We start from the raw sequence: 26,763 nt of genomic DNA, 5'->3' as shown, positions 1-26,763 counted from the left end.
GAGAGAAACCATGAGCACCGAGCACAAATTCCTCGCCGTCTATCTGGGCAGCATGAGCGGCGACAAGATGAAGGCCTGGCACGCGATGCCCGAAGCGGAACGGAAGGCACGTGAGCGCGAGGGCATGGCCGCCTGGCACGGCTGGGTCGAGAAGCACAAGGATGTCATCGTCGAGCTGGGCGGCCCGCTCGGCAAGACCCGCAGGATCGACGGCAGCGGCATCGCCGAGATCAGCAACGCCCTGACCGGCTTCACGGTGGTGCGGGCCGCCTCGCAGGAGGCGGCTGCCAAACTGTTCGAGAACCACCCGCATTTTGCGATCTTTCCGGGCGAGGCGATCGAGGTCATGCCCGTGCTGCCGATTCCGCAGATGTAGTCCGCATCGCCCCGGACTGACGGTGGAAATACGGGTTAACCAATCCGGCCCGTGCTAGTGACCTTCGCGCCCAGCTCATGTAAAGGTCGTTCACATGAGCTGGCGCAAGGAACAGCGCCGCGCCGAGCGCGGCTATCACCACGGCAATCTGAAGGAAGCCCTGTTGCAGGCCGCTCTCGGGCTGATCGCCGAGAAGGGCGCGGCCGGCTTCACCTTCGCCGATGCTGCGCGCATGGCCGGCGTCAGCGCGGCGGCGCCGTATCGTCATTTCCGCGACCGCGACGAGCTATTGTCCTCGATCGCCCAGCGCGGCTTCGAGCAATTCGAGTCCCGCCTGACCGCGGCTTGGGACGACGGGCGCCCCGACACCGTCACGGCCTTCGAGCGCGTCGGCAAGGCCTATCTCGCCTTTGCCCGCGAGGAGCCCGCATTCTACAACGCGATGTTCGAATCCGGCCTTCCCGTCGATTCCAATCCCGCGCTACAGGCTGCGAGCGAGCGCGCCTTCAACATCATTCGTGCAGCGGCCGAGCGTCTTGCCGCGCTGGCGCCGCCCGGCACGCCGCGGCCGCCGGCTATGATGATGGCTCTGCACATCTGGTCGATGGCGCATGGCGTCGCCTCGCTGTTCTCCCGCGGCGATGCCGCGCGGCGGAAGCTGCCGATGTCGCCGGACGAGCTGCTTGAGGCCGAGGTGCTGATCTATCTGCGCGGTCTCGGATTCCCGACCGACCGTCGTCCGCCGGCGAAGGGCGCCGAGCCGCCTCCGGTGCCGCCGGAGGCGGCCTCCGGTTCGGGCGTCCCGCCGGGTGGTCCCTGGGGCAAGCCGAAATAAAATTACGCAAATAATCACGCGGGCGTGTCAGGCGGTCAGCTTGACAAAATCGCGGGATGGTCTAGCTATGTAAATGTTATTTACATTCACAACGGCGCTGATGCCGTGATGGAGAAGGGAAATGGCCTACACCGCTGACGTCAATCGCTGGCGCGGCCCCTCGGACCACCAGCAGCAGTACGAGCGGCCCCGCATGCTCGATACGCCCTGGCATCCCGGCTGGATCGCCGTGACCATTCTCGGCTTCATCATCTGGTGGCCGATCGGACTTGCCCTTCTCTTTTTCACACTCGGGAGCAGAAGAATGTCGTGCTGGAGCAATCAGGACCGCTGGCAGAACAAGATGGAGCGGATGCAGTACAAGATGGACCGCATGCGCGGCCGCATGGAGCGCCGGGGTTTCGGCTTTGGCTTCGGCCCGCCGTCCTCCGGTAACCGCGCCTTCGACGAATACCGCACCGAGACGCTGCAGCGGCTCGAGGAGGAGCAGGTCGAGTTCAGGAACTTCCTCGATCGTCTGCGTCACGCCAAGGACAAGGAAGAGTTCGACCAGTTCATGTCCCAGCACAAGACGCGTCCGACCCCGCCGCCGACCGATCAGCAGCAGGGTTGATCTCCAAGGCTGATCCTCGAGGCCGACACTCTCAAAGCCTTCAGGCGCATGCCCCCAAAGTCCTGATGGCCCCGAGCCGCCCGTCTGCGCAACCCGCAGGCGGGCGGTTTGGTTTTGGGCCTCGCTAGCCAAAGCTCCGTCATGCCCGGGCTTGTCCCGGGCATCCACGTTCTTGGATCTGTCTTGGCAAGACGTGGATGGCCGGGACGGGCCCGGCCATGACGATGCGGAAGCATTCGCGCTTCTGCCGCCGAACCGGCGCACGCTCCCCAATACTAATGCAAATGGACCTCCATACCCGCCTGTCGCTCGGCATCACCGCCTTCGCGGTGCTGGGCTATGTCGGCCTCGTCTATGGCGGCTGCGCCGCCGACCCCGACTGCCATTTTCGCCCATGTGCGGGCGGGCGAGCGTTTTGCGGGGTGGTGCACGGCCAAGGGCAGGGGCCATAGGCCCGTGCCTCTGATGACCGGCAAGTCTCAGCGCGCTGTCACGAGCTGCGCGCGAACCGAAGCCAGGAAGTGCTCGTAGGCGTGGTCCACGATCTCGTTGAGTGATCGCGTTCGCGCGAATATCGCCTTGGCCTCGGCGAGAAATTCGTCGCGGGTCGGTATCTTCGGCAGATGCAGATGGGTCAGCGCGTCGACGCCCTCATGTGCGCGGTTGAGAATGTCGTGCAGCGTCGGCAGTTGCAACTGAGCCGGGTCGGCCCGGTGCAGGGCCGAGGAGATCGCCTGTGCCAGCGCCGGTGCATCGAACCGCCCGGCAAGCTCGCGGGCAGCCCGGTTGATGACGCGGGCGCCGAGCGGCTGCTCGTTGCGCAGCACCTGCTCGGGAGGCGCCTTCATGTTCCAGACGATGCCGAACCAGGACAGCACTTTGAGGACGTAATAGGTGACGTCGATCTCCCACCAGTAGAAGCCCTGCCGCGCGCTGCTCTGATAGGCGTGGTGATTGTTGTGCCAGCCCTCGCCCATGGTGAGCAGTGCCAGCAGCCAATTGTTGCGGGAATCGTCGCCCGTCACGTAACGCTTGCGTCCGTGCACATGGGCGAGGGAGTTGATGCAGAAGGTCGCATGATAGACCAGCACTGTGCTCCAGAGGAAGCCGACGACCAGTCCGGACCAGCCGGCAATCAGGAAGCAGAGTCCCGCGAGCACGAAGGCCGGCAGCAACTCCAGCCGGTGCAGCCACATCAGCTCGGGATAGACCGTGAGATCGCCGACCTTCACGAGGTCGGTCTCGTCGTGCTCGCGGTAGAAGATCCAGCCGAGATGGCTGTACACGAAGCCGCGGTGACGCGGCGAATGCACGTCCAGCTCGGTGTCGGAATGCAGATGATGATGCCGATGCTTGGCCGCCCACCACAACACGCTCTTCTGCGCGGTGCTTTGGGCGAGGAAGGCGAGGGCGAACTGAAACACCCGGCCGGTGGCAAACGCCTTGTGCGAGAAATAGCGGTGGTAGCCTCCCGTGACCCCGAACATGCGCATGACATACAGCGACCCGCAGATCGCCAGGGCCTCCCAGGTGATGCCTGACCAGATCGCAGCGAAGCAGCCGAGATGAACCAGCACGAACGGTATGGCGGAGGGGTACATGACGTCGTCGTGGTGGTCGTCGGCGGGCGCGTTGGGCGACATGTCTAGGCGTGACCTCGGTTAACGGGATTCCGGAATTTCGTGACGGCAGCTCCGGGGGCGGCCGGGTACGAAAAACCCGCGGATGGCGGACCACCGCGGGGACTGGAACGAGCTGCTTTGCACGGACATTCCGGCCAAAGCAGCGTCGACCGTAAATTCCACGGACTATATGGTCGCCGCTGTCCGGCACGCAAGCTCGTAGCCTCACGGGGGGCTGCGGCATGGTGCTCGGGGCGTGCCTGTCGCCCGGGGCGTGGCGCGCAGCTTGCCGACGATCTATATGAGGAAGTCTCTGGATACCGGAGATGGCGATGACGGCAGCAGCAAACGCGACGACGGACGACCGGCTCTGGCAGGCGATCCGCGACGAGGCGCAGCGTGCGGTTGCATCCGATCCCGTCTTCGGTGCGTCGCTTGCCGAGGCCGTGCTCGATCACGACGATCTCGCGGCCGCCCTGGCCGCCTTGATCGGGCGCAGGCTGGGCGGCAACGTCGCGGAGCAGGCGCGCTTCGCTGCCTTTTCCCGCGATGCCTTTCGCGCGGCGCCGGACTTGATCGAAGCGTCGGCTTGCGATCTGCGGGCCATCGTGCGCAGCGATCCTGCCATCGCCAGCCTGTTGGCGCCGCTGCTGCACTTCAAGGGCTATGTCGCCTTGCAGGCCTGGCGCGTCTCGAACTGGCTGTGGCGTCACGACCATCGCGATGCGGCGCTGCTGTTTCAGAACGAGGCCTCGAACGTGCTGCAGGTCAGCATCCACCCGGCGGCCAGCATCGGCTCGTCGGTCTATCTCGACCACGCCACAGGCATCGTGATCGGCGCCGATGTCGTGATCGGCGACGAGGTTACGATCCTTCAGAATGTCAGCATCGGCCGCAGCAGTGAGCTGCCGCCGCGCTCGCCGCGCATCGGCCGCGGCGTGTTCATCGGCGCCGGCGCGAGCATCCTCGGCAACGTCAGCATCGGCGATCTCGCCAAGATCGGCGCCGGCACGGTGGTGACCTCAGACGTCCCGGTCGGCTGCACCGCCGTGGGCAACCCCGCGCGGCTCACCAACTGCCCCGAGCCTGCATCCGCGGCCTGACGCGCGCCGTCCTTCATCCGCTACGAATTGCGAACCAGCGCAGTTGATTTGATCAATACCCGCCCGCCAGCCCGCTGTTCCGGCGAGGATCGTTGGCGCCGTAATAGCGGTTGTTGCCGACTGGCTTGCCGTTCAGCGCCGGCGCGCCGACAATGATGACGGCGAGGTGATTGGCCGGTTGCGGCGGGCCGAATTTATGGCCCATCCCCTCAAGGATCTTCTGCGTGTCCGGCGACAGCGCATAGTTCTCGACATTGGTCAGGTCCGGCAGCCATTGCTGGTGGATGCGCGGCATGTCGACGGCTTCCTGCGCGTTCATGCCGTAGTCGATCGCGTTGATCATGGTCTGCAGCACGGCCGTGATGATGCGGCTGCCGCCCGGCGTGCCCACCACCATGACGGGCTTGCCGTCCTTGGTGACGATGGTCGGGCTCATCGAGGACAGCGGCCGCTTGCCGGGCGCGATGGCGTTGGCCTCGCCCTGCACCAGGCCATACAGGTTGGGAACGCCGACCTTGGCAGTGAAGTCGTCCATCTCGTCGTTCAGCAGCACGCCGGTCTTGGCCGCCGTCACCTTGGCGCCGAACCAGTCGTTCAGCGTGTAGGTGACGGACACCGCGTTGCCGTCCTTGTCCGCGATCGAATAATGCGTGGTGTTGCTGCCCTCATGCGGCGCGACACCCGGCTTGATGTCCTTGGAGACGCCCGCCTTGTTCGGATCGATCACGGCGCGGATCTTGGCCGCGTAAGCCTTGTCGAGCAGGCGGTCGAGCGGGTTCTTCACGAAATCAGGGTCGCCGAGATAGCTGTTGCGGTCCACGTAGGCGTGGCGCATCGCCTCGATCTGGACATGCGTGGCCGCTGCGGAGTGATAACCCAGCTCCTTCAGCGGATAGCCTTCCAGGATGTTCAAGATCTCGCAGATGATGACGCCGCCCGAGCTCGGCGGCGGCGCCGACACCACGTGATAGCCGCGATAGTCGCATTCGACCGGAGGAAGCTCGCGCGTCTTGTAGCCGTCGAGATCGTCCTGCGTCAGCAGGCCCTTGCCGGCCTGGCTCGAGGCCACGATGGCGCTGCCGACCCAGCCCTTGTAGAAGCCGTCGGTGCCCTTGCCGCTGATCTCGCGCAGCGTTTTCGCCAGCTCGGATTGCACCAGCTTCTCACCGACGTTGAACGGCTGGCCGTTGTTGAGGAAGATGACGCTCGAGGCGGGGTCCTCCTTGAAATCGTTGGTGGCCGTGCGCAGCAGGTCGATGTCGCCCTGGTCGAGCACGAAGCCCTGCTCGGCGAACTGGATCGCGGGCGCGAGCAGGTCGGCGCGCTTCATGGTGCCGTATTTCTCGCGCGCATATTCCATGCCCGAGACGGATCCCGGCACGCCCACGGCGAGGTGCCCCTTGGTCGAGATGCCCTTGATGACGTTGCCGTCCGTGTCGAGATACATGTTCGCGGTCGCCCCCTTGGGCGCGGTCTCGCGGAAGTCGAGAAAGGTCTTGCGCCCGTCGGCGAGCTGGATCGTCATGAAGCCGCCGCCGCCGAGATTGCCGGCTGCCGGATAGACCACGGCCAGCGCATAGCCGACGGCGACCGCGGCATCGACGGCATTGCCGCCGCGCTTGAGCACATCGACGCCGACCTGGGTCGCCAGATGCTGCGCGGACACCACCATGCCGTTTTCCGCAGCGACCGGCGCGAGCGATGCGGCGCGCGAGGGGCTGGCCACAAGGCAGATGGAGACGATCGCGGCGGTCATCCACCGCCGGCTTGTTCCCGGATTTTGCACGGCGCGCTCCCTTGGCGAGGCCGGCTGTCCCGGCCCTTGTTGGTCGATGCGAGGGCAGCCTAGCAGGCGTGAGGCGGGATGCAGAAGCCCGGATGAATGAAACGATGTTCGGGACCGTTCGCGGATCCCCGCATGTCGCTTCGCTCGTGCGGGCTACGATTTCGCCGCGGACTCGCTCGCCCGCAAGCGGAGAGGGAACCGACCTTTCGCCGGCCACGGGCCTGCCTCCCATCTATCTGCACTGCCTACCTTTCCCGCAGCCAAATTCGCCTGTGGTAACCTCGCATTAACCAACGCCGGGCTCTGGTAAGGGCGGACAATCGCGCCCAAAGCCCGAAGCCGAGCCCGTCAAGGCCCGGGGCCAAAGGCCCATAGTTTTGACATCTTGGCAGGGAATGCAGACGGCCGGCTTTGGACGAGCCCCTGCACCCCGAAAGACAAGGCTTTGAGCGGGCTTGCCGGCCGCGCCGGTGCTAGCGCGGCCATTGGGGAACCGGTCGCCATTTGCTGGCCGGCATATCGGATAACGATCGCCTTGAGAGGATACTGCTTATGAATCCGGCCGACGTGGCTCAGTCAGCCCTTCCGGTTGCCGCTTCCGCGGACGTGTCGCTGATCGCGCTGTTCTGGCAGGCTCACTGGATCGTGAAAGCCGTGATGCTGGGACTTCTGTCCTGCTCGGTCTGGGTCTGGGCGATCGCCATCGACAAGATCTTCCTGTTTGCGCGCACCCGCCGCTCGATGGACCGCTTCGAGCAGGCCTTCTGGTCCGGCGAATCGATCGAGGACCTCTACCGCACGCTTTCGGCCAAGCCGACGCATTCGATGGCGGCCTGTTTCGTCGCGGCCATGCGCGAGTGGAAGCGCTCCTTCGAGAGCCACGCCCGCTCGGTCGCGGGTCTGCAGATGCGTATCGACAAGGTCATGAACGTCTCGATCGCCCGCGAGGTCGAGCGGCTGGAACGCCGCCTGCTGGTGCTCGCGACCGTCGGCTCCGCCGGCCCCTTCGTCGGCCTGTTCGGCACGGTCTGGGGCATCATGTCGAGCTTCCAGTCGATCGCGGCGTCGAAAAATACCTCTCTGGCGGTGGTGGCGCCGGGTATCGCGGAGGCGCTGTTTGCGACCGCCGTCGGCCTTATCGCCGCCATTCCTGCCACTATCTTCTACAATAAGTTCACGTCCGAGGTGAACCGGCAGGCCCAGCGGCTGGAAGGCTTCGCCGATGAATTTTCAGCCATCCTGTCCCGTCAGATCGACGAGCGGGCCTGACGGACGGCATGTATAGTGTGAAGGGCAATTTGGGCACGCGATCATGGCCATGAACGTTGCGAGTTCGTCCGGAGGCGGCGGGCGCCGCGGCCGGCGCAAGCCCGTCGTGGCCGAGATCAACGTCACGCCGATGGTGGACGTGATGCTGGTGCTGCTCATCATCTTCATGGTGTCGGCGCCGATGCTCACGGTCGGCGTGCCGCTCGACCTGCCGCAGACGCAAGCCAAGAGCCTCGAGAACAACGACCAGAAGCCGATCCAGATGTCGGTCGACATCAAGGGCAAGGTGTTCATCAACGATTCCGAGATCCCGATCAACGAGCTGATCCCCAAGCTGAAGGCGATCACCGACGCGCGCGGCGGTCTCGAGGAGCGCATCTATCTGCGCGCCGACAAGAAGGCGGATTACGGCACGGTGGCCAAGGTGATGGGCCAGCTCTCCGGCGCCGGGTTCAAGAAGCTCGCCCTCGTCACGGAAGCGGATCAGGGGTCCTAGGCCGGTGAAGGTGAACGTCGACAAGACACTCGTTGCGTCGATTGCCCTCCACGTCCTCGTGCTGGGTTGGGGGCTCGTCACCTTCAGCAGCAAGGCCTACATCGCGCCGGAAGAGTCGCTTCCGATCGACATCATCTCCACCGATCAGCTCGCCAAGATGATGGCCGGGCAGAAGACCGGCAAGAAGGAAGAGCTGAAGCCCAAGGTCGAGAAGATCGCGGAGCCCAAGCCGGAAGAAGACGCCGTCGGCAAGGTCACCGAGAAGAAAGAGCTGATCAAGACCAATTCGCAGCCGGAGCCACCGCCGAAGCCGGTCGAGAAGCCCGTCGAGAAGAAGCCCGAGCCGCCGAAGCCCGTGGCCGAGGCGAAGCCGAAAGAAGAGCCGAAGCCGCAGGAGAAGAAGCCTGATCCGGCCAAGGAAGATCCGCTCGCCGAGCTCATGAAAAAGCAGGAGGCCAAGAAGCCGCCGCCGAAGCCCGTGGAGCAGAAGGTTGCCGCGGTGCAGCCGCAGCAGCAGCCGAAGCCCAAGGAGCGCAGCTTCGATCCCGCGCAGATCCAGCGCGACCTCGACAAGCGCGCCGCGACCCGGCACGAGCAGACCGGCTCGGCGCTGAATGCGTCGGCATCGCTGGGAGCCGCGACCGGGACTGCCGCCAACAACGTTGCGACCTGGCAAGGTGCATTCCAGGGCGCGGTCAAGCGCTGCTTCACGCCCACCTATAACGGGCAGGACGCCAATCTGTACGAAGCCGACATCGACATTCCCATGAAGATCGACGGATCGCTCGCGTCCGAGCCCGTCATCGTCGCGGTGCGAGGACCGTCGCGCTCGATCGCGCAAGCCGTGGCGGAGAGCGCCAAGCGCGCCATCGTGCAGTGTCAGGTTTATTCGTTCCTGCCGAAGCAGCAATACGACAACTGGAAGCTCATCCCGATGACTTTCGGTCTGAAAGACATGTTGTGACATCCGAACATAAGAATTTTGCAATGAATGACGCTCGATCGATGAACCGCCGCCGTTTCATGACCCTGACGGGATCGACGCTTGCTGTGCTCGGGAGCGGACAGACTCTCGCGCAGGGCCAGCCGCGACTGCGCATCGATCCCACCGAATTCCAGCCGATCCCGATCGCGATCACCGGCTTCGTGCCGGGCTCGCCGGCCGACGGCGATGTCGGCAACGGCGTCACGCAGGTCATTACCAACAATCTGAAGCGCTCGGGCCTGTTCGCCCCGATCGACCAGGCCGCCTTCATCGAGCGCATCAGCAACATCGACGTCGCGCCGCAATTCCAGAACTGGAAGACGCTGAACGCGCAGGCCCTCGTCACCGGCCGCATGACGCGCCAGCCCGATGGCCGGCTGAAGGCTGAATTCCGCCTGTGGGACGTGATCTCCGGCCAGCAGCTTGCCGGCCAGCAATATTTCACCTCGCCGGAATATTGGCGCCGCATCGCTCACATCATCTCCGACCAGATCTATGAGCGGATGACGGGCGAAAAGGGCTATTTCGACAGCCGCGTGGTGTTCGTGGACGAAAGCGGCCCGAAGGAGCGCCGCGTCAAGCGGCTCGCGATGATGGACCAGGACGGCGCCAATGTGCGCTATCTGACCCGTGGCTCGGACCTCGTGCTGACGCCGCGCTTCTCGCCCAACTCGCAAGAGATCACCTACATGGAGTTCGGGCAGGGCGATCCGAAGGTCTATCTCTTCAACATCGAGACCGGCCAGCGCGAGATCGTCGGCAACTTCCCGGGCATGACCTTTGCGCCGCGCTTCTCGCCGGACGGCCAGCGCGTCATCATGAGCCTGCAGCAGGGCGGCAACTCCAACCTGTTCGCGATGGATCTGCGCTCGCGCTCGACCACGCGCCTCACCGACACGCCGGCGATCGACACCTCTCCGTCCTACTCGCCGGACGGCACCCGCATCTGCTTCGAGTCCGATCGCGGCGGCCGCTCGCAGATCTACGTGATGGCGGCGGGCGGCGGCCAGGCGCAGCGGATCTCCTTCTCCAAGGACGACACCAACGCCAGCTATTCGACGCCGGTGTGGTCGCCGAAGGGCGATTACATCGCCTTCACCCGGCAGGGCGGCGGGCAGTTCTCGATCGGCGTCATGAAGCCCGACGGCTCCGGCGAGCGCCTCCTCACCTCCGGCTATCACAACGAAGGCCCGACCTTCTCGCCGAACGGCCGCGTGCTGATGTTCTTCCGCGATCCCGGCGGCAACGGCGGACCCTCGCTGTACTCGGTCGACATCTCCGGCCGCAACGAGCTGAAGGTGCCGACGCCGGGCTTCGCGTCCGACCCGGCATGGTCGCCGCTGCTGTCCTCGACGGCGGGTCAGTAGATCGCGCGCTTGCAACGCGCGATGTTGTCGAAAAAGCGCGCTGATTTTTTCGCGTTTGGTGAGGAAAGCAATCCTTTCTTCACCTTGCGCTCGGCAAGCGTTGCCTAGTTGCTTGATATTTAAGCAGAAATCGGTTCGTCGATACCGAAAAACAACTCGACTTTAACGATGTTCCCTCAGAAAGGCTTCATCTGGGGTGAGTAAAAGTACGCGCCAAACAGGACGCGTAACACGCCAATGCAACTGGCCGACCAGAAGCAGAGTGATCGAGACGAGCTGGAGCCGATACTCTACGCCGCTCTCATCAACTCCATGGTGCAGAATTTCTGGGCGATCTTTCTAGGCTCGGCCTCCGCGGCCGTGGCCGCGGTGATGACTGCGCTGAAGACGGGCGACGTCTGGCTTTGGCCGCTCGCGTTCCTGCTGATTGCGATCGGCACCGCGCGAGCATTCCAGATGCGCGGATACGAAAATCGCACCCAGCCGCTCTCGTTCGACGAAGCCAAGCACCTGGAGCCGCGCTACTGGATCGGCGCGCTGAGCTACGCGGCCGTGCTCGGCCTGTGGGCCTTCGTCGTCATCTACAACAACAACGATCCCGTGGCCGACATGCTCTGTGTCGCCATCGGCATCGGCTACACCGCGGGCGGTGCCGCCCGCAATTACGGACAGCCGCGGGTGATCCAGTGGCACGTGGCGCTGGCTTGCGGTCCGATGTCGCTCGCCTTGCTGCTGCACGGCGGGTTCTACCACATCGGTCTTGCCATCCTGCTCGTGTTCTTCTTCATCGGGCTCAAGAACATCAACCTCAGCCTGCACGCGATCTTCGTCAAGGCGCTGACCTCGAGCTTCCGCGAATCCGCGCTGGCGCATCAGTTCGACACCGCCCTCAACAACATGCCGCACGGCCTGTGCATGTTTCGCGCCGATGGCCGTCTTGCGGTGATGAACCACCGCTTCAGCGAGCTGATGACGTTGCCCGACGACCTCGTCAAGCGCGGCGCCACGGCCGCCGACATCGTGTCGGCCTGCGTGTCCGCCGGCTCGATCTCGACGGAGAGCGGCAACCAGGTCCTGGCCCAGATCGCGCATGCGCGGGTCTGCGAGATCGTCACCGCCGATCCGAACCCCGCGCGCGGCCGCACGCTGGCCTGGACGTTCCAGCCGATGACCGGCGGTGGCACCGTGCTGCTGCTGGAAGACATCACCGAACGCACCAATGCGGAAGCCCGCATCAGCCATCTCGCCCGTTACGACGAGCTCACGGCGCTGCCCAACCGGGTCAGCTTCCACGACGAGATCGAGCGGCTGCTGGCGCTTTCGCATCATGCCGAGCGGCTCTCGGCCCTGCTGTTCGTCGACCTCGATCAGTTCAAGCAGGTCAACGACACGCTCGGTCACCCCTGCGGCGACCAGCTCTTGTGCGCCGTCGCCAACCGCCTGCGCGAGATGCTGCGGCCCGAGGATTTCGTCGCACGCTTCGGCGGCGACGAATTCGTCGTGTTCCAGCAGAACATCTCGTCGCCCGAGGACGCCGCCGCGCTCGCCCGCCGTATCGTCGAGCGGCTGAGCGAGCGCTATCGCATCGACAACCACCTGGTCGAGATCGGCGCCAGCGTCGGCATCGCGCTGACCTCGCCCGAGGGCGCCAGCGCCGATACGCTGCTCAAGAACGCCGACATGGCGCTGTACCGCGCCAAGGCCGACGGCCGCGGCACCTTCTGCTTCTTCCGCGACGAGATGGCGGCGACCGTCGAGGCACGCCGCATCCTCGAGCTCGATCTGCGCAAGGCGCTCGCCAACGAGGAATTCGAGCTGTTCTATCAGCCGCTGGTCAACCTGAAGTCCGGCAAGATCACCACCTGCGAAGCGCTGCTGCGCTGGAATCATCCGGTGCGCGGCACGGTCTCGCCGGTCGACATCATCCCGGTCGCCGAGGACATGGGCCTGATCGTCGATCTCGGCCGCTGGATCCTGCGCCGCGCCTGCATGGAATGCATGAAGTGGCCGGAGAGCGTCAGCGTCGCCGTGAACTTCTCGCCGCAGCAATTCCACCAGCGCGACGTCTTGAGCGAAATCCGCTACGCGCTCGAAGTGTCGGGCCTGCCGGCGCACCGGCTGGAGATCGAGATCACCGAATCCTCGCTGCTGCGCAACACGCAGCTCACCCACGATATCCTGTCGCAGCTGCATGCGCTCGGCGTGCGCATCTCGCTCGACGATTTCGGCACCGGCTATTCCAGCCTCAGCTATCTGCATAATTTCCCGATGCAGAAGGTGAAGATCGACCGCTCCTTCCTCGAAGGCATCGACACCGACCGCCCGCTGACGCTGCTGCGCGGCGTCGCGCGGCTGTCCGCCGATCTCGGCATGGCCGTCGTGGTCGAGGGCATCGAGACCAACGAGCAGCTCGACCTGATCAGTGCCGACGGTACCGTCTCGGAGGCGCAGGGCTATCTGTTCAGCCGTCCGGTGCCCGCCGTGCGGATGCGCCAGCTGCTCAATGCCTCGCATGGACGGCGCTCCGAGGGCCAGCTCCAGGTCGTCGGCTCACGCTCCTTCGCGTAACTCCATTTCCCGAAACGTCCCATCATTTCAGGCTGTTGCAGGCCTACCGTAGTGCTACGGGGGTTAACCCTAACCCTTCGATTGCTTTGCAAGCCTGTTAAGAAGGTGTTAATAAATGACCACGCCCGCGCAAGTTGTCTTGCAGGAATGTCTTTGAACGCCGTCGCGTGAAGTGTGGGTAGGGAGTTGGAATGCAGTCCTCAGCCAGATCTGTCATTTCGGCTGTTGGACGGGGAGCTGAACTCCTGACCGACGTCGATTATCACCTAGCTGAAACCGCCGCGGAGAAGGAGGAGATCTACAACCTCCGCTATCGCGCCTATCTGCGGGAAGGTGCCGTCAAGCCCTCGGCGGACGCGCGGGTGACCGATCGCTACGACGAGCTGCCGAACGCGTGGACCTTCGGCGTCTATCTCCATGGCGAGCTCTGCAGCTCGGTTCGCATCAGCGTGCTGACGTCCGAATGGCGCGAATCCACCTCTGCCGATGTCTTCCCGGATATCCTGCATCCGCGGCTCGATCGCGGCGAGGTCATGATCGACCCGACCCGCTTCGTCGCCGATCCCGACCAGGTCAAGCGGGTTCCGGAATTGCCTTACCTGACAACCCGTCTCGCCTACATGGCCTGCGAACATTTCAATGCCGATCTCGGCCTCGCCATCGTGCGGTCCGAGCATCAGGCGTTCTACCGGCGGGTGTTCCTGCACGAGACCATCGCCGAGCCGCGGCTGGTTCCCGGCCTCACCAAGCCGTTCGGCCTGATGGCGGCGGACTTCCCGACCTTCCGCAAGAAGGTGTTCGAGCGCTATCCGATCATGCGGTCGACGGCCTTCGAGCGGCGGATGCTGTTCGGTCGTGCGGGCCAGCGCGAGGTGCCGCAGCGGCCGGTGCTGGTGGCGGACGCCGCCCACGCCTGAGATCGGCGCCGGCGCGCAGACGTCGCGCCGAGTATGAACGGCGGCCCTTCACCTGCAGGCTGGCGTCACACGAAAAATCCCGAATTCCAGCCAAATTCGCCGTTTTTGCCGGCCGGCGAAGCTTGCCTTCACCCTCGCGCCACATTTACAACCCATTAACCATGACGGGTGCTTTTCGGCAGTTGGGGGCATTTGATCGGCCGAGGCAAGGTTCCGTCAAGGTTGACGGAACGTTCGCTTAACCAACCCCCTGTAGACCGGACAGCAGTGGACGAACGTGAGCGTGGAGGCTCCGGAATGAAACATCCTATGCGTATCCTCCAGGGATTGAAGCTGGCCGCAGTACTCGCCGTCGCGCTGTCGATGGGCGCCTGCGCCAACAAGAATGCTGCGACGGATGCGATGGCCAATGCGGCGACGCCTGGCAGTCAGCAGGACTTCGTGGTGAACGTGGGCGACCGCGTGTTCTTCGAAAGCGACCAGACCGATCTGACCCCGCAGGCGATCGTGACCCTGGAGAAGCAGGCGCAGTGGCTGCAGAGCTATCCGCGCTACTCCTTCACCGTCGAAGGTCACGCCGACGAGCGCGGCACCCGTGAATACAACATCGCGCTCGGCGCCCGCCGTGCCCAGTCGGTGCGTTCGTTCCTTGCCTCGCGCGGCATCGACCCGAACCGCATGCGCACGATCTCCTACGGCAAGGAGCGGCCGGTCGCCGTCTGTAACGACATCTCGTGCTGGTCGCAGAACCGTCGCGCCGTCACCGTGCTGAACGCGAGCTCCTGACGCCCGCGACCCGCGCCACCGACGCTCAGTCAGGCGCCGTTCATCTTCAGAAACCGATTATGCCGGCGCCCTCTCGGGCGCCGGTTTCGTTTCAGCAATCCGTGACAGAATCCCCGTGGTGCCAGACACATTTTTGGCGTACTCCCCTTCAATGTGTGGCGCGTCGCATGTTCCGTCGCAGGCCATTTCGCTTTCGTCGTCAGGGCAAGATGTCATCCAGATTTAAGGTCTTTACCGGCACCGTGGCCATCGCCGCGCTGCTCCCTTTGTGCACGCCCGTGTTCGCCCAGACCGATGACGATCCGGAGATGCGGATCGAGCGGCTGGAGAACCAGCTGCGCCAGCTCACCGGCCAGAACGAAGAGCTGCAATACCGCAATCGCCAGCTCGAAGATCGGCTGCGGGCGCTCGAAGGCGGCGCGCAGGCCGCGCCCGGACAGGTGCCGGTCCAGCCGTCCGTCTCGGCCGCGCCGCCCGCGCAGATCGCGCCCGCTCAAGCCGCCCCCGGCTATCGCCAGCAGCCGCCGCAACAGCAGCAGGCCATGCAGCCCAATTACGAGCAGCCGCATGGTGCGGCTCCCGCGCCGATCGTGCAGGAGCAGCCGGGCCCCGGTGCGCCGGGCTCGCGCCGCCGCGGCGATGCGTTCGACCCCGGCCAGAATCCGAATGCCCCCGGCGCGCCGCGCGCGCTGGGCGGCGGTCAACAGCCGATGCCGGCCGGCCAGCAGGCCGGCTCGCCCGGCGGCCCAATCGGCTCGCCCGGCGGCCGCGGCGCCGGCGAGCCGCTCGATCTCGCCAACACCAGCCCCCGCTATCAGCAGGGCGTTCCGCCGGCGGCCCAGCCCGGTTATCCGCCGGCACAGCCGCAGGGCTATCCGGCGCAGCCCGGCGGCGCGGGGCTGACCACGCTGCCGCCCTCGGCGACGCCGCGCGACGAGTTCGACCTCGGCATCGGCTACATGCAGCGCAAGGACTATGCGCTCGCCGAGCAGACCATGAAGAACTTCACGCAGAAATATCCGAGCGATCCGCTGCTCGGGGACGCGCAATACTGGCTCGGCGAGAGCTACTTCCAGCGCCAGCAATATCGCGACTCCGCGGAAGCCTTCCTCTCCGTCACCACCAAATACGAAAAATCGGCCAAGGCCCCGGATGCGCTGCTGCGGCTCGGCCAGTCGCTCGCCGCGCTGAAGGAGAAGGAGGCCGCCTGCGCCGCGTTCGGCGAGGTCGGCCGCAAATATCCGCGCGCCTCCGCCGGCGTCAAAGCCGCGGTCGACCGCGAGCAGAAGCGGGTGAAGTGCTGATCCGCCGCGTTGCTCGCTGACAAGGCGGATGACACTGCGCTAGATTGCGCCGGCCTTCCGCTGGCGATTGCTGGGCAGCGTCATGTCAGACGATGATAATTCTCCGATCTCGGCGCGCACGGCGAGCCGCCTCTTCGCCGCGCTGAAGAGCGCGCCCGCGCTGGTGCTCGCCGTTTCCGGCGGACCGGACTCGGTCGCGCTGATGTGGCTGATGGCGCGCTGGCAGCGCAGCCTTGCGCGCGCACCGCTTCTCACCGTCGTCACGATCGATCATGGCCTGCGGCCCGAGGCGGCGCGCGAAGCGCGCGCCGTCAAGCGGCTCGCGACTGAGCTCGGATTGCCGCACCGGACCCTGCGCTGGCGCGGCGACAAGCCGAAGACGGGACTGCCGGCGGCCGCGCGCGAGGCCCGCTACCATTTGCTCGCGGAGGCCGCGCGTGCCGTCGGCGCCAGCCACGTGCTGACCGCCCATACCCGCGACGACCAAGCCGAGACGCTGCTGATGCGCCTGTTCCGCGGCAGCGGACTTGCAGGACTGTCGGCCATGGCGCCGCTCAGCGCGCGCGACGGGATCGTGCTGGCGCGCCCGCTGCTCGACGTGCCGAAGGCGCAACTGGTCGCGACCTTGAAGCGGGCGAAAGTCGGCTTTGCCGACGATCCCACCAACCGCGACGCCGCCTTCACCCGGCCGCGGCTACGCGCGCTGCTGCCGCTGCTCGCGGCCGAGGGTGGCGATGCCAGGAATCTGGCGCGGCTGGCGACGAGGCTGGCGCGGGCCAATGCGGCGGTCGAGCTGCTGGCCGACGGCGCCGAGCGCTTCCTCCGTTTGAGGGATCGCGGCGATGCGTCGCAGGCGGGCGTTCGAAGCTTCGAGGCGTCGGCCTTTGCCGCACTGCCGGAGGAGGTCCGGCTGCGGCTGCTGCTGCGGGCCGTCAACGCGCTGGGGCACGAAGGGCCTGCGGAACTCGGCAAGGTCGAAACCCTGATGTCCGTGCTGGATCAGGCGATTTCGGCAGGTCTACGCGGTCGTCCCGGTAGCCGCCCGGCCCTGAAGCAGACGCTTGCGGGAGCCTTGATCAGCCTCGCCGGCGGGCGTATCCACATCGCACCGGCGCCGGCCAGGCGCCGCAAGGCCGGACAGGCCCGGGACGATGGCGGATCATGACACCAGCCATTTCGCCCCGGCACCGTCAGGACACCTTAACCAGGCAGGAAAAACCCCGCTCCCGGCGCCATTATTTCAGCGGGAATCGCTCTAAGATGGGCTAAATAGTCCCATCTCATTCCCTTGGCAGCGACCCGGGCGGCACCTAGATTGTATGCGTCTAACCGAGAGGATTCCTTGGGGATTTTCTCTAACTTGCCCAAGTAACTCCTGAACGTAACACCTGAAGGTAACTCCTGAAGGACCAGGCCGCGATCCGCGCGACCACGAAGGAAGATCGATGAACGCCAATCTGCGCAACTTCGCCCTCTGGGTCATCATTGTCTTGCTGCTGCTGGCGTTGTTCACGCTCTTCCAGAATCCCGGCCAGCGCGCGTCCTCGCAGGACATCGCGTTCTCGCAGCTCCTGAGCGAGGTTGACCGCGGCAATGTGCGCGACGTCGTGATCCAGGGTCCCGATATCCACGGCACCTTCACCAACGGCTCCAGCTTCCAGACCTATGCGCCGAGCGACCCGACGCTGGTGAAGCGCCTCTATGACAGCAAGGTCCAGATCACCGCGAAGCCTCCCGGCGACAACGTGCCGTGGTTCGTCTCTCTGCTGGTCTCCTGGTTGCCCTTCATCGCGCTGATCGGCGTGTGGATCTTCCTGTCGCGCCAGATGCAGGGCGGCGCCGGCAAGGCGATGGGCTTCGGCAAGTCGCGTGCGAAGATGCTCACCGAAGCGCATGGCCGCGTCACCTTCGAGGACGTCGCGGGCGTGGACGAAGCCAAGCAGGACCTGCAGGAGATCGTCGAATTCCTGCGCGATCCCGGCAAATTCCAGCGCCTCGGCGGCCGCATTCCGCGCGGCGTGCTGCTGGTCGGCCCTCCCGGCACCGGTAAGACCCTGATCGCGCGCGCGGTCGCGGGCGAAGCCAACGTGCCGTTCTTCACCATTTCGGGTTCGGACTTCGTCGAAATGTTCGTCGGCGTCGGCGCCTCTCGTGTGCGTGACATGTTCGAGCAGGCCAAGAAGAACGCGCCCTGCATCATCTTCATCGACGAAATCGACGCGGTCGGTCGTCACCGTGGCGCCGGTCTCGGCGGCGGCAATGACGAGCGCGAGCAGACGTTGAACCAGTTGCTGGTCGAGATGGACGGCTTCGAGGCGAACGAGGGCGTGATTCTGATCGCCGCCACCAACCGCCCTGACGTGCTCGATCCCGCGCTGCTGCGCCCGGGCCGCTTCGACCGTCAGGTCGTGGTGCCCAACCCCGACGTCGTCGGCCGCGAGCAGATCCTCAAGGTTCACGTCCGCAAGGTGCCGCTGGCGCCGGATATCAACCTCAAGACCATCGCGCGCGGCACCCCGGGCTTCTCCGGCGCCGACCTGATGAACCTCGTCAACGAAGCCGCTCTGACCGCCGCGCGCCGCAACAAGCGCATGGTGACCCAGGCCGAGTTCGAGGAAGCCAAGGACAAGGTGATGATGGGCGCCGAGCGCAAGTCGCTCGTCATGACCGAGGAAGAGAAGTTGCTGACGGCCTATCACGAGGGCGGCCACGCCATCGTCGGCCTTAACGTCGTCGCGACCGACCCGATCCACAAGGCGACCATCATTCCGCGCGGCCGCGCGCTCGGCATGGTCATGCAGCTGCCGGAGCGCGACAAGCTGTCGATGTCCCTGGAGCAGATGACCTCGCGCCTCGCCATCATGATGGGCGGCCGCGTCGCCGAAGAGCTGATCTTCGGCCGCGAGAAGGTGACCTCGGGTGCGTCCTCCGACATCGAGCAGGCAACGCGTCTGGCTCGCATGATGGTGACGCGCTGGGGCCTGTCCGAAGAGCTCGGCACCGTGTCCTACGGCGAGAACCAGGACGAGGTGTTCCTGGGCATGTCGGTGTCGCGCACGCAGAACGCCTCCGAGGCGACGGTGCAGAAGATCGACTCCGAGATCCGCCGCTTCGTGGAAGAAGGCTACAACGAAGCGACGCGTATTCTCACCGAGAAGCGCGGCGATCTCGAAGCGCTCGCCAAGGGCTTGCTGGAGTTCGAAACGCTCTCCGGCGACGAGATCGTCGACCTGCTCAAGGGCAAGAAGCCGAACCGCGAGTCCGTGCTCGAGCCGACCACGCCGCGCGCCTCCGCCGTGCCCCCGGCCGGCAAGTCGCCGCGCCCGCGTCCCGATGCGGATCCGGGCCTGGAGCCGCAGCCGCAGGCGTGATCGCAAACGGCAGATGAGATCGAAAAACGCGGCGGAAACGCCGCGTTTTTTGTTGGCCGACCGTTCGCGGGGAGGGCGCCTCCGGCGCGGGCGCGACGCCCCACGCCGGCGGCGGGCGAGGTGCCCCTGAGCCCGCTCCGGTGCAAATGCGCGAAACATTAAAGACGACCTTAACGCTTGCGTCCTACTTTGGCCCGCCATGACTGAGCAGGTCGTTCACAGCGCGGTTCAACCGTTTTCGGCGCGTGCAGTGCTGCCCTGGGCCGTGGGGCTCTGCATCTATGCTCTGCTGCTGGTCGCCGGGCCGCGGCTGCTCGGTGATCCCGACAGCTATTCCCACATCGAGGTCGGACGCTGGATCATCGCCCACGGCGCATTGCCGTCGACCGATCCCTTTTCCTTCTCGATGCACGGCGCGCACTGGATCACCTTCGAATGGCTGTCCGAGGTCGTCTATGCCGCGGTCTACGGATTTGCCGGCTGGCCTGGCGTCGTCGCCATCGCGGCCGCGGCGATCGCGCTCGCCTTTGGCCTGTTCACGTTCTTCCTGCTGCGCGAGCTGTCGCCGACCCTGACGCTGCTGATGGTGATCGCGGCCCTCGTGCTGCTGGCGCCGCATATGCTGGCGCGGCCACATGTCTTCGTGCTTCCGCTGATGGTGACCTGGGCAGCGGCCCTGGTCCGCTGCATGGACCGCGGCACGCCTCCGCCCTATTGGGCGCTGCCGCTTCTGGTGCTGTGGACCAATCTGCACGGCAGCGTGGTGCTGGCGCTCGGGCTGATCGGCCCGGCGGTGCTCGAGGCGCTGCTGCGCGAGGAGCGGAGCGAATGGCCGCGCGTGCTGCTGCGCTGGATGCCGTTCGCGGCCCTTGCCCTCGCGGCGTCCTGCCTGACGCCGCACGGGCCGGAACCGCTGCTGATGCCGCTGACGACGCTCGGCCTCGGCTCCGCGCTCGCCTGGATCGGGGAATGGCGACCGCAGGATTTCAGCCATATCGGCGGCTTCGAGTTGTTGCTGCTGGGAGGCATCTTCGCGCTCTCGCGCGGCGTGACGCTGCCGGTCGTGCGGGCCCTCGTGGTGATCGGCTTGCTCCATTTCGCGCTGGCGCAGATCCGCAATGCCGACCTGCTGGCGATGCTGGCGCCGCTTTATCTGGCGGCTCCCCTGGGCCGGAAGTTCGGCGGTCCAAGCAGGATCGATAACGACGGCACGTCGCGCGGTTTAGGCCTCGCCGCGATCGCCGCAGTGGCGGCGATGAGCGGAGTGGCCCTGGCGCGCGACATGCGACCGGCGCCCAACATCACGCCGGAGGCCGCCATCGCGCAGGCCGACCTCGCCAGGGCAGGGCGCGTGCTCAACGATTATTCGTTCGGCGGCTATCTGATCTATGCCGGCATTCCCACCTTCATCGATGGTCGCGGCGAGCTGTATGGCGGGCCGTTCATCGATCGCTACAATCGTGCGCTGGCGCTGATCGACCTTGCGGATCTTCTCAAGCTGCTCGATGACTACAGCATCGGCGCGACGCTGCTCTCACCGCGCACACCGGCGGTCGCGATGCTCGACCGGCTGCCCGAATGGCAGCGCGTCTACAGCGACGACGTGGCGGTCGTGCACAAGCGGCGAACTGCGCCGCAGAAATAGCTCAGGCAGTGCCGAAGGCGGCGTATTGTCCGCCGAGCCACACGCCGCCCAGCGCCCCTTCGAGCCGCCGCGCCGGCTTGCTGTCCCAGGGCAGCAGCAGGAAATGACGCGCGCCGATCTGGTGAAGGCCGCCTGCAGCCATCAGCTTCTGCGTCGTCCCGGCGCCGAGCAGGACGGCATCCCGATCGAACTCACAGCGCGCAACGGCAAGCCGCGTCAGCGGGTTGTACGGATTGTGCTCGATCACGCAGACGAGCCCGCCGGGGCGCGTGACACGGCGCATCTCGGCGATGAACTGCGCCCATTCGGCCGGCACGATGTGGTGCATCACGCAGACGGCGGTGACCAGATCGAAGCTGGCGTCGGCAAAGGGAAACGTGCGGCCGTCGTACTCCCGGTAGTCGACCTCGCGGTTGTCAGCGCGCGCCTGCGCCAGGCTGGCCGAGGAGACGTCGATGCCGCTCAGGCGACCGACCATGCCGCCCAGCAGCGGATGCAGGCTGCCGACGCCGCAGCCGACATCCAGCATATCGGGCTTCCCTGCGCCGAGCCGCTGCGCAATGAGATCGCGCAGCAGGTCGGCCTTCGCTCGCATGAAGAAGTCGTGCGGCAGGCCCGAGAAGTCGATCGAGGACTGGACCACCTCACGGTAATTGTCGTGATAGCCGTCGAACAGTTCGGTCATGCGCTGGTTACTCGTTGACGGCGTGGATCGCGGGCGTCGCCGCCGCCTCGTCGCGGCCGAAGCCGACGCGTTCCTGCACGACGTAGAGCGGGCGGCGTTTCACCTCGGCGTGGATGCGGCCGACATAGAGCCCCACGATTCCCGTCATCAGCATGTTGATGCCGCACAGCAGCGACACGACGACGATCGTCGAGGACCAGCCGGTCACGAGATGGCTGTCCTGGCTGAACCACAACAGGACCACCCAGCCGCCGTAGAGCAGCGCGAGCCCTGAGACCGCCAATCCGCACCAGATCGCAAGCCGCAACGGCAGATCGGAAAAGCCGAGCGCGGCGTTCACCGCCAGCCGGACCATCTTGAACAGCGGGTACTTGGTTTCGCCCGCGGCACGCTCGAGGCGGTGGAAGGCGACCTCGGCCTGCCGGAAGCCGAGCCAGGCGATCATGCCGCGCACGAAACGATCCTGCTCGGGCATCTGCCTGAGTGCCTCTAACACCTTGCGATCGATCAGGCGGAAGTCGCCGACATCGGCGGGGATGCCAACGGAGGACATCTTGCCGAGCAGCCGGTAGAACAGATGCGCGGTCGCGCGCTTGAAATGACTTTCGCCCTCGCGCGACAGGCGGCGGGCGTGGACGATGTCGTTGCCTTCCTTCCACTTCGCGATCAATTGCTCGATCACTTCGGGCGGATCCTGCAGATCGGCATCCATGACGATGATCGCATCGCCCTGCGCGGCGTCCATGCCGGCGGTGATGGCGATCTGGTGACCGAAATTTCGGGACAGGCCGATGTAGCGGAAGCGCGGGTCGCGCGCGGCGAGCGCCCGCAGCACGATCGAGCTGGAATCGCGGCTGCCGTCGTCGACGAAGATCGCTTCCGCCGGTGCATCGAGCCGGGACATGACCTGCTCGAGCCGGCGCAACAGGACCGGCAGCACCGCTTCCTCGTTGAACACGGGAATGACGAGGCTGTAGCGGATCGATCTGGAATGGGCCGCCATGCGAAGGGATTCCGACTGGGTTGCAGGGGCGGAAGTCTAGGAGCCGGTGGTTAAGGTCGCCTTGCCGCAACCATTAAGTGTCTAGGGCCCCCGTCATTGCTGGGGCGGGAGCGAGGGCTGGTCGAGGCCGGGATGGTGAAGCGCGGTTAACCACGCTCGGGCAGCCTCCGCTCGGCCTAGGATTTGCGGCGAACCCTGTAGAGCGAAAATCGCTCAGAAGTCTCCAGGAGCTCCAGCAGATCCGGCAGCGGATTTGCAGCAGGCGATCCCAGCACATAGAGATAATCGAAATCCCGGTACCAGGTGCGGACAAACGGCGGCGCGTCTTGCGGCGACGGGCCCGTCGCGATGGCGGCAAGCAGGCCTGACGGCACCGGACCTCCGTAAGGAATGGAAATATTGCGCACGGCCTCACGCGGCCGCACCGGCTGCTTGCCCGTTTCCGTAAACAGGTTGGGCACGAAGGCGCCTGCGTAGTGCACGGCCAGCGTCGGCGCATAATACATCGGATACGAGGTCAGGTCGGCGAAGGGCGGGTCGCCATTGTCGCCCGCGCTCCCGACCAGCACGCGTGAGCCGCGATCGATCTTCTGGAACGAGGCGATGATCGCCGCATAGTCGGCGCGGTAGGGCAGCCAGACCAGGAGCACGACCGCGAGATTGAGCAGCGTGATGCCGCTGATGCCGGCGAGCGCAGCCATTCTCCAAGCCCGGTTCGGCAGCGACAGCCAGCAGAAGGCCGGCAGGATCAGAGCCGCCGCGGGAATCACGCGAAGATCGACAAACGAAGTCCCGAACAGTTTCGAGGGAATGACGAGGTAGAGCAGCGCAAAGCCGATCGCGAGCCAGATGCCGGCCGGCTCGAGCCGCAGCACGCCGCGTCTTGCGGCGACAAGCAACCCGATCATCAGCGCGAGACCGGTCGCCGCGGCCGTCGTCAGATTGTAGCCGTTCATGATGCGGAGCGGCCAGACCGGCTTGAACCCGACAAACCAGCTGGAGCCTTCGCTGCCGATCGAGCCCGAGCTGACGTGCATGATCGCAAACAGCACCAGCGCCGGCAGAGCCAGCGCGCCAAGCCGTGCGGCCGCGACGGGATAAGCGACTTGCCGCTGCTGGATACGCGACAGCTCGAAAAGGCCAAGCGCCGCGCCGTAAATGCCGAGCGAAAAGAAATGCGCCACATACAGCGCGGTGACGAAGATCAGATTGGCGACGAAGCGCAACGGCCACGGGCCTTCCGCCAGCAACAGATAGACGGCGATGCCCCACAGCGCGAGCCCCAGCCCGAACTCGAAATTCACGAAGCCCCAGCTGAACGGCAGACAATAGAGGAACGCGAGCGCGGCGAAGCCGGCAAGCTCAACCCGTCCCTTTCGGACCCATTCGAGCAAAAGCGCGCCACCGACGATCAGCACCTGGCTGAGCAGCAGAAACAGCCGTGTGGCGGTCTCGACGCTGGTCAGCCGCGCCAGCTGCGGCACCAGCAGATCCATTCCGAGGTTGGGATAGAAGGCCCAGGCCACCTCGTAATACGGATTGGCATCGGGCGTACCGTTCTGGCTCAGAATGTACATGCGGGCGAGGTGATTGGGGTAATCGACCATCGCGGGAATGGGGGTCAGCAACACCGGGAGAAATGACACCACCGCCAGCACCGCAAGCACGGTGATCGCCAGCGATCGGTCCGCGCCGGAACGCGCCGGATTTGTCAGAGGCGGCTTGCTGGAAAGTACCATGTCGTGGGATCGCTGAGGTCTCGCCGCAGTGCGCGAGCCCGGGCTCGCGTCACCATTGAAAGCATTTCTCTGGTCTTCGAGCCCGCGAAGCAGCGCCTCACTTCGAGGGCGCGGCTGTTGCATTGCCCGCGGGGTCTCGCACGTGGATCACGGCGATGTCGTCCGCATAGATCCGTTTCCAGCCCTTGAGCTGATCGAGGATCTGCGGGCCAGGTGCATCGGCGACCAGCAGCGTCGCGTCGATCTTGTACTCATCGAGGAGGCGCGGCAGCAGCTCGGGCTTCTTGCCTTCGGTCGCCTTGAAGAAATCCATGACGAATTTCTCGCCATAGAGCTCGGCGCGGCCGTCGACGAACACCGGAATGTCGCGCGAGATCAGATAGCCGCCGAACTGATAGGCGTTGAAGATGCGCTGCGGCTTGAGCTTCTCGAGCAGGTCGACCGCCGCAACCGGCGTCTGGTTCATCGTGAAGGTGAAGCGGTGATGTCCCATGTAAAGCGATGTCGAGGTCCAGCTTGCCGCCACGATCATCAGCGCGCCGATGGCGGTGACATAGCGGGCGGGCCAGCGGTCAGCACCCGAGGTGTCGGAGACCGGGCGCGGGAACATCGCGCCGAGCGGCTTGGCCATCACCAGCGGTATCAGGAATGCAAAGGCCTCGATGCTCCTGACATGGGTCAGCGCGCTCCAGGTCAGGAACAGGATCAGGAAGATCCGGGGCGCCGACAGCACGAGACCGCGATAATAGCCGAACGCGATCAGGCCGAGCAGGGCGCCTTCGAACGCGTTGAACGTGGCGAAGTTCGCCGGCATCCATTCAAAGATCAGCGTCAGTAATTCGCCGAGGCCGAGGATGTTGGTCGCGCCCTGCAGCGTCCGCCAGCCATAGGGCGTGCAGCAGCTCGCGATCAGCGCGGCGATGCCGAACAGCACCCATTGCATGAACAGCTTGAGGCGTCGTCCCTTCTCGGCGTGCTCGACCGCCTCGAGCGAGATCGGGCCGATCAGTGCAAGGCCCAGCACGAAGCCGCCATGCAGATTGGCCCAGAGCGCCATCAGCGGCAGCCAGTACCAGGACGGCGCGCTCCTGCGGTCGGCGGCGGCCATCAACAGCCCGACCCAGGCCACCATGAGCGGCAGCGCCAGGATATGCGGACGCGCCAGCACGTGGTGGATCGACAGCAGCAGCGCCAGCATCGCGAACAGCACGGCGCGCGGAGCTTCGATCTGCGCGTCGAGCAGGTAGACGAAAACGGCAACCGTGAGCGCGACGCCGATCGCGGTGACGATGACGGGTCCAGCCCAACCCCATTGCGCATAGGAGAAGGCGAACAGAACCTGCGACAGCCACGACGTCGAGATCCACGGCGCGCCCGTTCGCGTGAAGGAATAGAGGTCGGTGGTGGGCATGGCGCCGTGATCGAGGATCCATTGCCCGATCTTGATCTGCCAGAAGGAGTCGGAATCCTGAAGCAGCGTGTCGCCGACAAAGAGGTAGAACAGGTAGGCGCCGGCGCCGACGCACAGCGGCACGAGGGCCCTCGCGCGGCTCTGCACCGCGATGCTGTTGGCAAAGGAAAGGGACATGCCGCCTCGTTGTCCTGTTGTTCTCGAACAATCACCAAGAGCGCGACGAACGATCCATCTCGTCGCGCTTTGGTCCGAGCGGGCGGCATTGGACCATGGCCGGTTATAACTTCGAGTAAATCGGCCGCGTCACACGGCTTTCATGTCCGAACAATTTAACGGATCGTTTTAGATTTCGGTTTACCATCGCCGAATACACGCAAACCGCTCTGTGTTTACGCAGTCGAATTAACTGCGGCGCAATTCTTTGCCTCTACGTTCGGTTCCATGGTCGGGCGGCGCTGGGAAGCCGAAAAGACCAGATCAGTTGTAGCCTCGTGTACTCATTTGGAGCACTCTATGAAGAACCTCGTTGCGCGTTTCGTGAAGGATGAATCCGGCGCCACCGCCATTGAATACGGCCTGATTGCTGCCGGTATCGCGCTGGCGATCATCACCGTCGTCAACAACCTCGGCACCACGCTGAACACCAAGTTCACCTCGATCTCGAGCAGCCTCAAGTAAGGCTGGACGATCCAGAGAGTTTCGAGAGCCCCGTCCTTGACGGGGCTCTTTTGTTTTGGGGCGAGGTCTGCCGCGGCGACGCCGTGCAGAATATTTCCGCTCCGACACGCAAGCGCACTTTCCGGCCCGCGTCTCCGGATGCATGGCGCGCCTGTCCGCCCATGTGACGGTCCACGCATTTGCTTCTTGTCATCTCTCCTG

23 protein-coding genes are annotated in these 26,763 nt (G+C 65.2%); 17 read left to right on the top strand and 6 right to left on the bottom strand.

From position 1 onward, the window contains the following. Positions 1-10 precede the first annotated feature (10 nt). The 4 genes from QRQ56_RS32105 to QRQ56_RS32090 all read left to right on the top strand — a co-directional run bounded on the left by QRQ56_RS32105 (position 11) and on the right by QRQ56_RS32090 (position 2,276). Entirely contained in the window at positions 11-376 is a 366-nt protein-coding gene (locus QRQ56_RS32105; protein WP_438745379.1) for a hypothetical protein, read from the top strand. A gap of 94 nt (positions 377-470) precedes the next feature. Beyond that, positions 471-1,211: a TetR/AcrR family transcriptional regulator gene (locus QRQ56_RS32100; RefSeq protein ID WP_438745378.1), complete on the top strand. Its 741-nt coding sequence runs from the start codon at positions 471-473 to the stop codon at positions 1,209-1,211. A gap of 121 nt (positions 1,212-1,332) precedes the next feature. After that, a complete protein-coding gene (locus tag QRQ56_RS32095; RefSeq protein ID WP_438745377.1) occupies positions 1,333-1,824 on the top strand; it encodes a DUF2852 domain-containing protein in 492 nt (163 codons plus the stop codon). Positions 1,825-2,108: 284 nt separating this feature from the next. Further along, positions 2,109-2,276: a hypothetical protein gene (locus QRQ56_RS32090; protein WP_438745376.1), complete on the top strand. Its 168-nt coding sequence runs from the start codon at positions 2,109-2,111 to the stop codon at positions 2,274-2,276. A gap of 27 nt (positions 2,277-2,303) precedes the next feature. Here QRQ56_RS32090 and QRQ56_RS32085 read toward each other — a convergent pair whose 3' ends face one another. Next, positions 2,304-3,467: an acyl-CoA desaturase gene (locus QRQ56_RS32085; RefSeq protein WP_438745375.1), complete on the bottom strand. Its 1,164-nt coding sequence runs from the start codon at positions 3,465-3,467 to the stop codon at positions 2,304-2,306. Positions 3,468-3,778: 311 nt separating this feature from the next. Here QRQ56_RS32085 and QRQ56_RS32080 point away from each other — a divergent pair, with 311 nt between their 5' ends. Further along, on the top strand, positions 3,779-4,549 hold the full coding sequence (locus QRQ56_RS32080; RefSeq protein WP_438745374.1) for a serine O-acetyltransferase: 771 nt from the start codon (positions 3,779-3,781) through the stop codon (positions 4,547-4,549). Positions 4,550-4,601: 52 nt separating this feature from the next. On the opposite strand, the gene ggt is transcribed toward QRQ56_RS32080, so the two are convergent. Next, positions 4,602-6,305, bottom strand: coding sequence for a gamma-glutamyltransferase (gene ggt, locus QRQ56_RS32075; protein WP_438745373.1), 1,704 nt, complete (start codon positions 6,303-6,305; stop codon positions 4,602-4,604). A gap of 582 nt (positions 6,306-6,887) precedes the next feature. Here ggt and tolQ point away from each other — a divergent pair. The 11 genes from tolQ (at position 6,888) to QRQ56_RS32020 (ending at position 21,043) form a co-directional block, all read left to right on the top strand. Further along, positions 6,888-7,604 carry a protein TolQ gene (gene tolQ / locus QRQ56_RS32070; protein ID WP_438745372.1) on the top strand — a complete coding sequence of 239 codons (717 nt, stop codon included), beginning with the start codon at positions 6,888-6,890 and terminating at the stop codon, positions 7,602-7,604. Positions 7,605-7,647: 43 nt separating this feature from the next. Further along, entirely contained in the window at positions 7,648-8,100 is a 453-nt protein-coding gene (gene tolR / locus QRQ56_RS32065) for a protein TolR (protein ID WP_438745371.1), read from the top strand. A gap of 4 nt (positions 8,101-8,104) precedes the next feature. After that, positions 8,105-9,064, top strand: coding sequence for a protein TolA (locus tag QRQ56_RS32060; protein ID WP_438745370.1), 960 nt, complete (start codon positions 8,105-8,107; stop codon positions 9,062-9,064). A gap of 41 nt (positions 9,065-9,105) precedes the next feature. Continuing rightward, positions 9,106-10,452, top strand: coding sequence for a Tol-Pal system beta propeller repeat protein TolB (tolB, locus tag QRQ56_RS32055; protein WP_438745408.1), 1,347 nt, complete (start codon positions 9,106-9,108; stop codon positions 10,450-10,452). 237 nt (positions 10,453-10,689) lie between these two features. Then, positions 10,690-13,020, top strand: a complete 2,331-nt coding sequence (locus QRQ56_RS32050) for a putative bifunctional diguanylate cyclase/phosphodiesterase (RefSeq protein ID WP_438745368.1) — start codon at positions 10,690-10,692, stop codon at positions 13,018-13,020. A 191-nt stretch (positions 13,021-13,211) separates the two neighbouring features. Further along, on the top strand, positions 13,212-13,937 hold the full coding sequence (locus QRQ56_RS32045; protein WP_438745366.1) for an N-acyl amino acid synthase FeeM domain-containing protein: 726 nt from the start codon (positions 13,212-13,214) through the stop codon (positions 13,935-13,937). A gap of 297 nt (positions 13,938-14,234) precedes the next feature. Then, positions 14,235-14,723, top strand: coding sequence for a peptidoglycan-associated lipoprotein Pal (pal, locus tag QRQ56_RS32040; RefSeq protein ID WP_007596304.1), 489 nt, complete (start codon positions 14,235-14,237; stop codon positions 14,721-14,723). 209 nt (positions 14,724-14,932) lie between these two features. Further along, the gene (gene ybgF / locus QRQ56_RS32035) at positions 14,933-16,027 is read left to right on the top strand and encodes a tol-pal system protein YbgF (RefSeq protein ID WP_438745364.1); all 1,095 of its coding nucleotides are present in this window, start codon (positions 14,933-14,935) and stop codon (positions 16,025-16,027) included. Between the two features lie 82 nt (positions 16,028-16,109). Next, entirely contained in the window at positions 16,110-17,192 is a 1,083-nt protein-coding gene (gene tilS, locus QRQ56_RS32030; protein ID WP_438745363.1) for a tRNA lysidine(34) synthetase TilS, read from the top strand. Positions 17,193-17,472: 280 nt separating this feature from the next. Continuing rightward, positions 17,473-19,398: an ATP-dependent zinc metalloprotease FtsH gene (ftsH, locus tag QRQ56_RS32025; protein WP_438745361.1), complete on the top strand. Its 1,926-nt coding sequence runs from the start codon at positions 17,473-17,475 to the stop codon at positions 19,396-19,398. Between the two features lie 199 nt (positions 19,399-19,597). Continuing rightward, positions 19,598-21,043: a hypothetical protein gene (locus tag QRQ56_RS32020; RefSeq protein ID WP_438745360.1), complete on the top strand. Its 1,446-nt coding sequence runs from the start codon at positions 19,598-19,600 to the stop codon at positions 21,041-21,043. 1 nt (position 21,044) lies between these two features. On the opposite strand, the gene QRQ56_RS32015 is transcribed toward QRQ56_RS32020, so the two are convergent. The 4 genes from QRQ56_RS32015 to QRQ56_RS32000 form a co-directional block, all read right to left on the bottom strand. After that, on the bottom strand, positions 21,045-21,728 hold the full coding sequence (locus QRQ56_RS32015) for a class I SAM-dependent methyltransferase (RefSeq protein ID WP_438745359.1): 684 nt from the start codon (positions 21,726-21,728) through the stop codon (positions 21,045-21,047). Positions 21,729-21,735: 7 nt separating this feature from the next. Continuing rightward, positions 21,736-22,731 (bottom strand): glycosyltransferase family 2 protein, encoded by a 996-nt coding sequence (locus tag QRQ56_RS32010; RefSeq protein WP_438745357.1) that lies wholly within the window; start codon positions 22,729-22,731, stop codon positions 21,736-21,738. A 176-nt stretch (positions 22,732-22,907) separates the two neighbouring features. After that, complete coding sequence (locus QRQ56_RS32005) at positions 22,908-24,470, bottom strand: hypothetical protein (protein WP_438745356.1); 1,563 nt, start codon at positions 24,468-24,470, stop codon at positions 22,908-22,910. A gap of 97 nt (positions 24,471-24,567) precedes the next feature. Next, positions 24,568-26,058, bottom strand: a complete 1,491-nt coding sequence (locus QRQ56_RS32000) for a hypothetical protein (RefSeq protein ID WP_438745355.1) — start codon at positions 26,056-26,058, stop codon at positions 24,568-24,570. A gap of 339 nt (positions 26,059-26,397) precedes the next feature. On the opposite strand from QRQ56_RS32000, the gene QRQ56_RS31995 reads away from it, so the two are divergent. Further along, positions 26,398-26,562 (top strand): Flp family type IVb pilin, encoded by a 165-nt coding sequence (locus QRQ56_RS31995; protein ID WP_097659833.1) that lies wholly within the window; start codon positions 26,398-26,400, stop codon positions 26,560-26,562. Positions 26,563-26,763 lie beyond the last annotated feature (201 nt).

The organism is Bradyrhizobium sp. U531, assembly GCF_051710265.1.
Classification (GTDB): Bacteria; Pseudomonadota; Alphaproteobacteria; order Rhizobiales; family Xanthobacteraceae; genus Bradyrhizobium.
Note: the sequence above shows the minus strand (reverse complement) of the source record. Positions and strands in the feature narration are given on the sequence as shown.

What these genes read in the sequence shown, in the direction of transcription:
- tilS (WP_438745363.1), top strand. Translation starts at nt 16,110, where the DNA reads ATGTCAGACGATGATAATTCTCCGATCTCGGCGCGCACGGCGAGCCGC.
- QRQ56_RS32015 (WP_438745359.1), bottom strand. Translation starts at nt 21,728, where the DNA reads ATGACCGAACTGTTCGACGGCTATCACGACAATTACCGTGAGGTGGTC.
- QRQ56_RS32000 (WP_438745355.1), bottom strand. Translation starts at nt 26,058, where the DNA reads ATGTCCCTTTCCTTTGCCAACAGCATCGCGGTGCAGAGCCGCGCGAGG.
- pal (WP_007596304.1), top strand. Translation starts at nt 14,235, where the DNA reads ATGAAACATCCTATGCGTATCCTCCAGGGATTGAAGCTGGCCGCAGTA.
- QRQ56_RS32105 (WP_438745379.1), top strand. Translation starts at nt 11, where the DNA reads ATGAGCACCGAGCACAAATTCCTCGCCGTCTATCTGGGCAGCATGAGC.
- tolR (WP_438745371.1), top strand. Translation starts at nt 7,648, where the DNA reads ATGGCCATGAACGTTGCGAGTTCGTCCGGAGGCGGCGGGCGCCGCGGC.
- tolQ (WP_438745372.1), top strand. Translation starts at nt 6,888, where the DNA reads ATGAATCCGGCCGACGTGGCTCAGTCAGCCCTTCCGGTTGCCGCTTCC.
- QRQ56_RS32100 (WP_438745378.1), top strand. Translation starts at nt 471, where the DNA reads ATGAGCTGGCGCAAGGAACAGCGCCGCGCCGAGCGCGGCTATCACCAC.
- QRQ56_RS32085 (WP_438745375.1), bottom strand. Translation starts at nt 3,467, where the DNA reads ATGTCGCCCAACGCGCCCGCCGACGACCACCACGACGACGTCATGTAC.
- ybgF (WP_438745364.1), top strand. Translation starts at nt 14,933, where the DNA reads ATGTCATCCAGATTTAAGGTCTTTACCGGCACCGTGGCCATCGCCGCG.
- ftsH (WP_438745361.1), top strand. Translation starts at nt 17,473, where the DNA reads ATGAACGCCAATCTGCGCAACTTCGCCCTCTGGGTCATCATTGTCTTG.
- QRQ56_RS32050 (WP_438745368.1), top strand. Translation starts at nt 10,690, where the DNA reads ATGCAACTGGCCGACCAGAAGCAGAGTGATCGAGACGAGCTGGAGCCG.
- QRQ56_RS32005 (WP_438745356.1), bottom strand. Translation starts at nt 24,470, where the DNA reads ATGGTACTTTCCAGCAAGCCGCCTCTGACAAATCCGGCGCGTTCCGGC.
- QRQ56_RS32010 (WP_438745357.1), bottom strand. Translation starts at nt 22,731, where the DNA reads ATGGCGGCCCATTCCAGATCGATCCGCTACAGCCTCGTCATTCCCGTG.
- tolB (WP_438745408.1), top strand. Translation starts at nt 9,106, where the DNA reads ATGAACCGCCGCCGTTTCATGACCCTGACGGGATCGACGCTTGCTGTG.
- QRQ56_RS32080 (WP_438745374.1), top strand. Translation starts at nt 3,779, where the DNA reads ATGACGGCAGCAGCAAACGCGACGACGGACGACCGGCTCTGGCAGGCG.
- QRQ56_RS32090 (WP_438745376.1), top strand. Translation starts at nt 2,109, where the DNA reads ATGGACCTCCATACCCGCCTGTCGCTCGGCATCACCGCCTTCGCGGTG.
- QRQ56_RS31995 (WP_097659833.1), top strand. Translation starts at nt 26,398, where the DNA reads ATGAAGAACCTCGTTGCGCGTTTCGTGAAGGATGAATCCGGCGCCACC.
- QRQ56_RS32045 (WP_438745366.1), top strand. Translation starts at nt 13,212, where the DNA reads ATGCAGTCCTCAGCCAGATCTGTCATTTCGGCTGTTGGACGGGGAGCT.
- QRQ56_RS32095 (WP_438745377.1), top strand. Translation starts at nt 1,333, where the DNA reads ATGGCCTACACCGCTGACGTCAATCGCTGGCGCGGCCCCTCGGACCAC.
- QRQ56_RS32020 (WP_438745360.1), top strand. Translation starts at nt 19,598, where the DNA reads ATGACTGAGCAGGTCGTTCACAGCGCGGTTCAACCGTTTTCGGCGCGT.
- ggt (WP_438745373.1), bottom strand. Translation starts at nt 6,305, where the DNA reads ATGACCGCCGCGATCGTCTCCATCTGCCTTGTGGCCAGCCCCTCGCGC.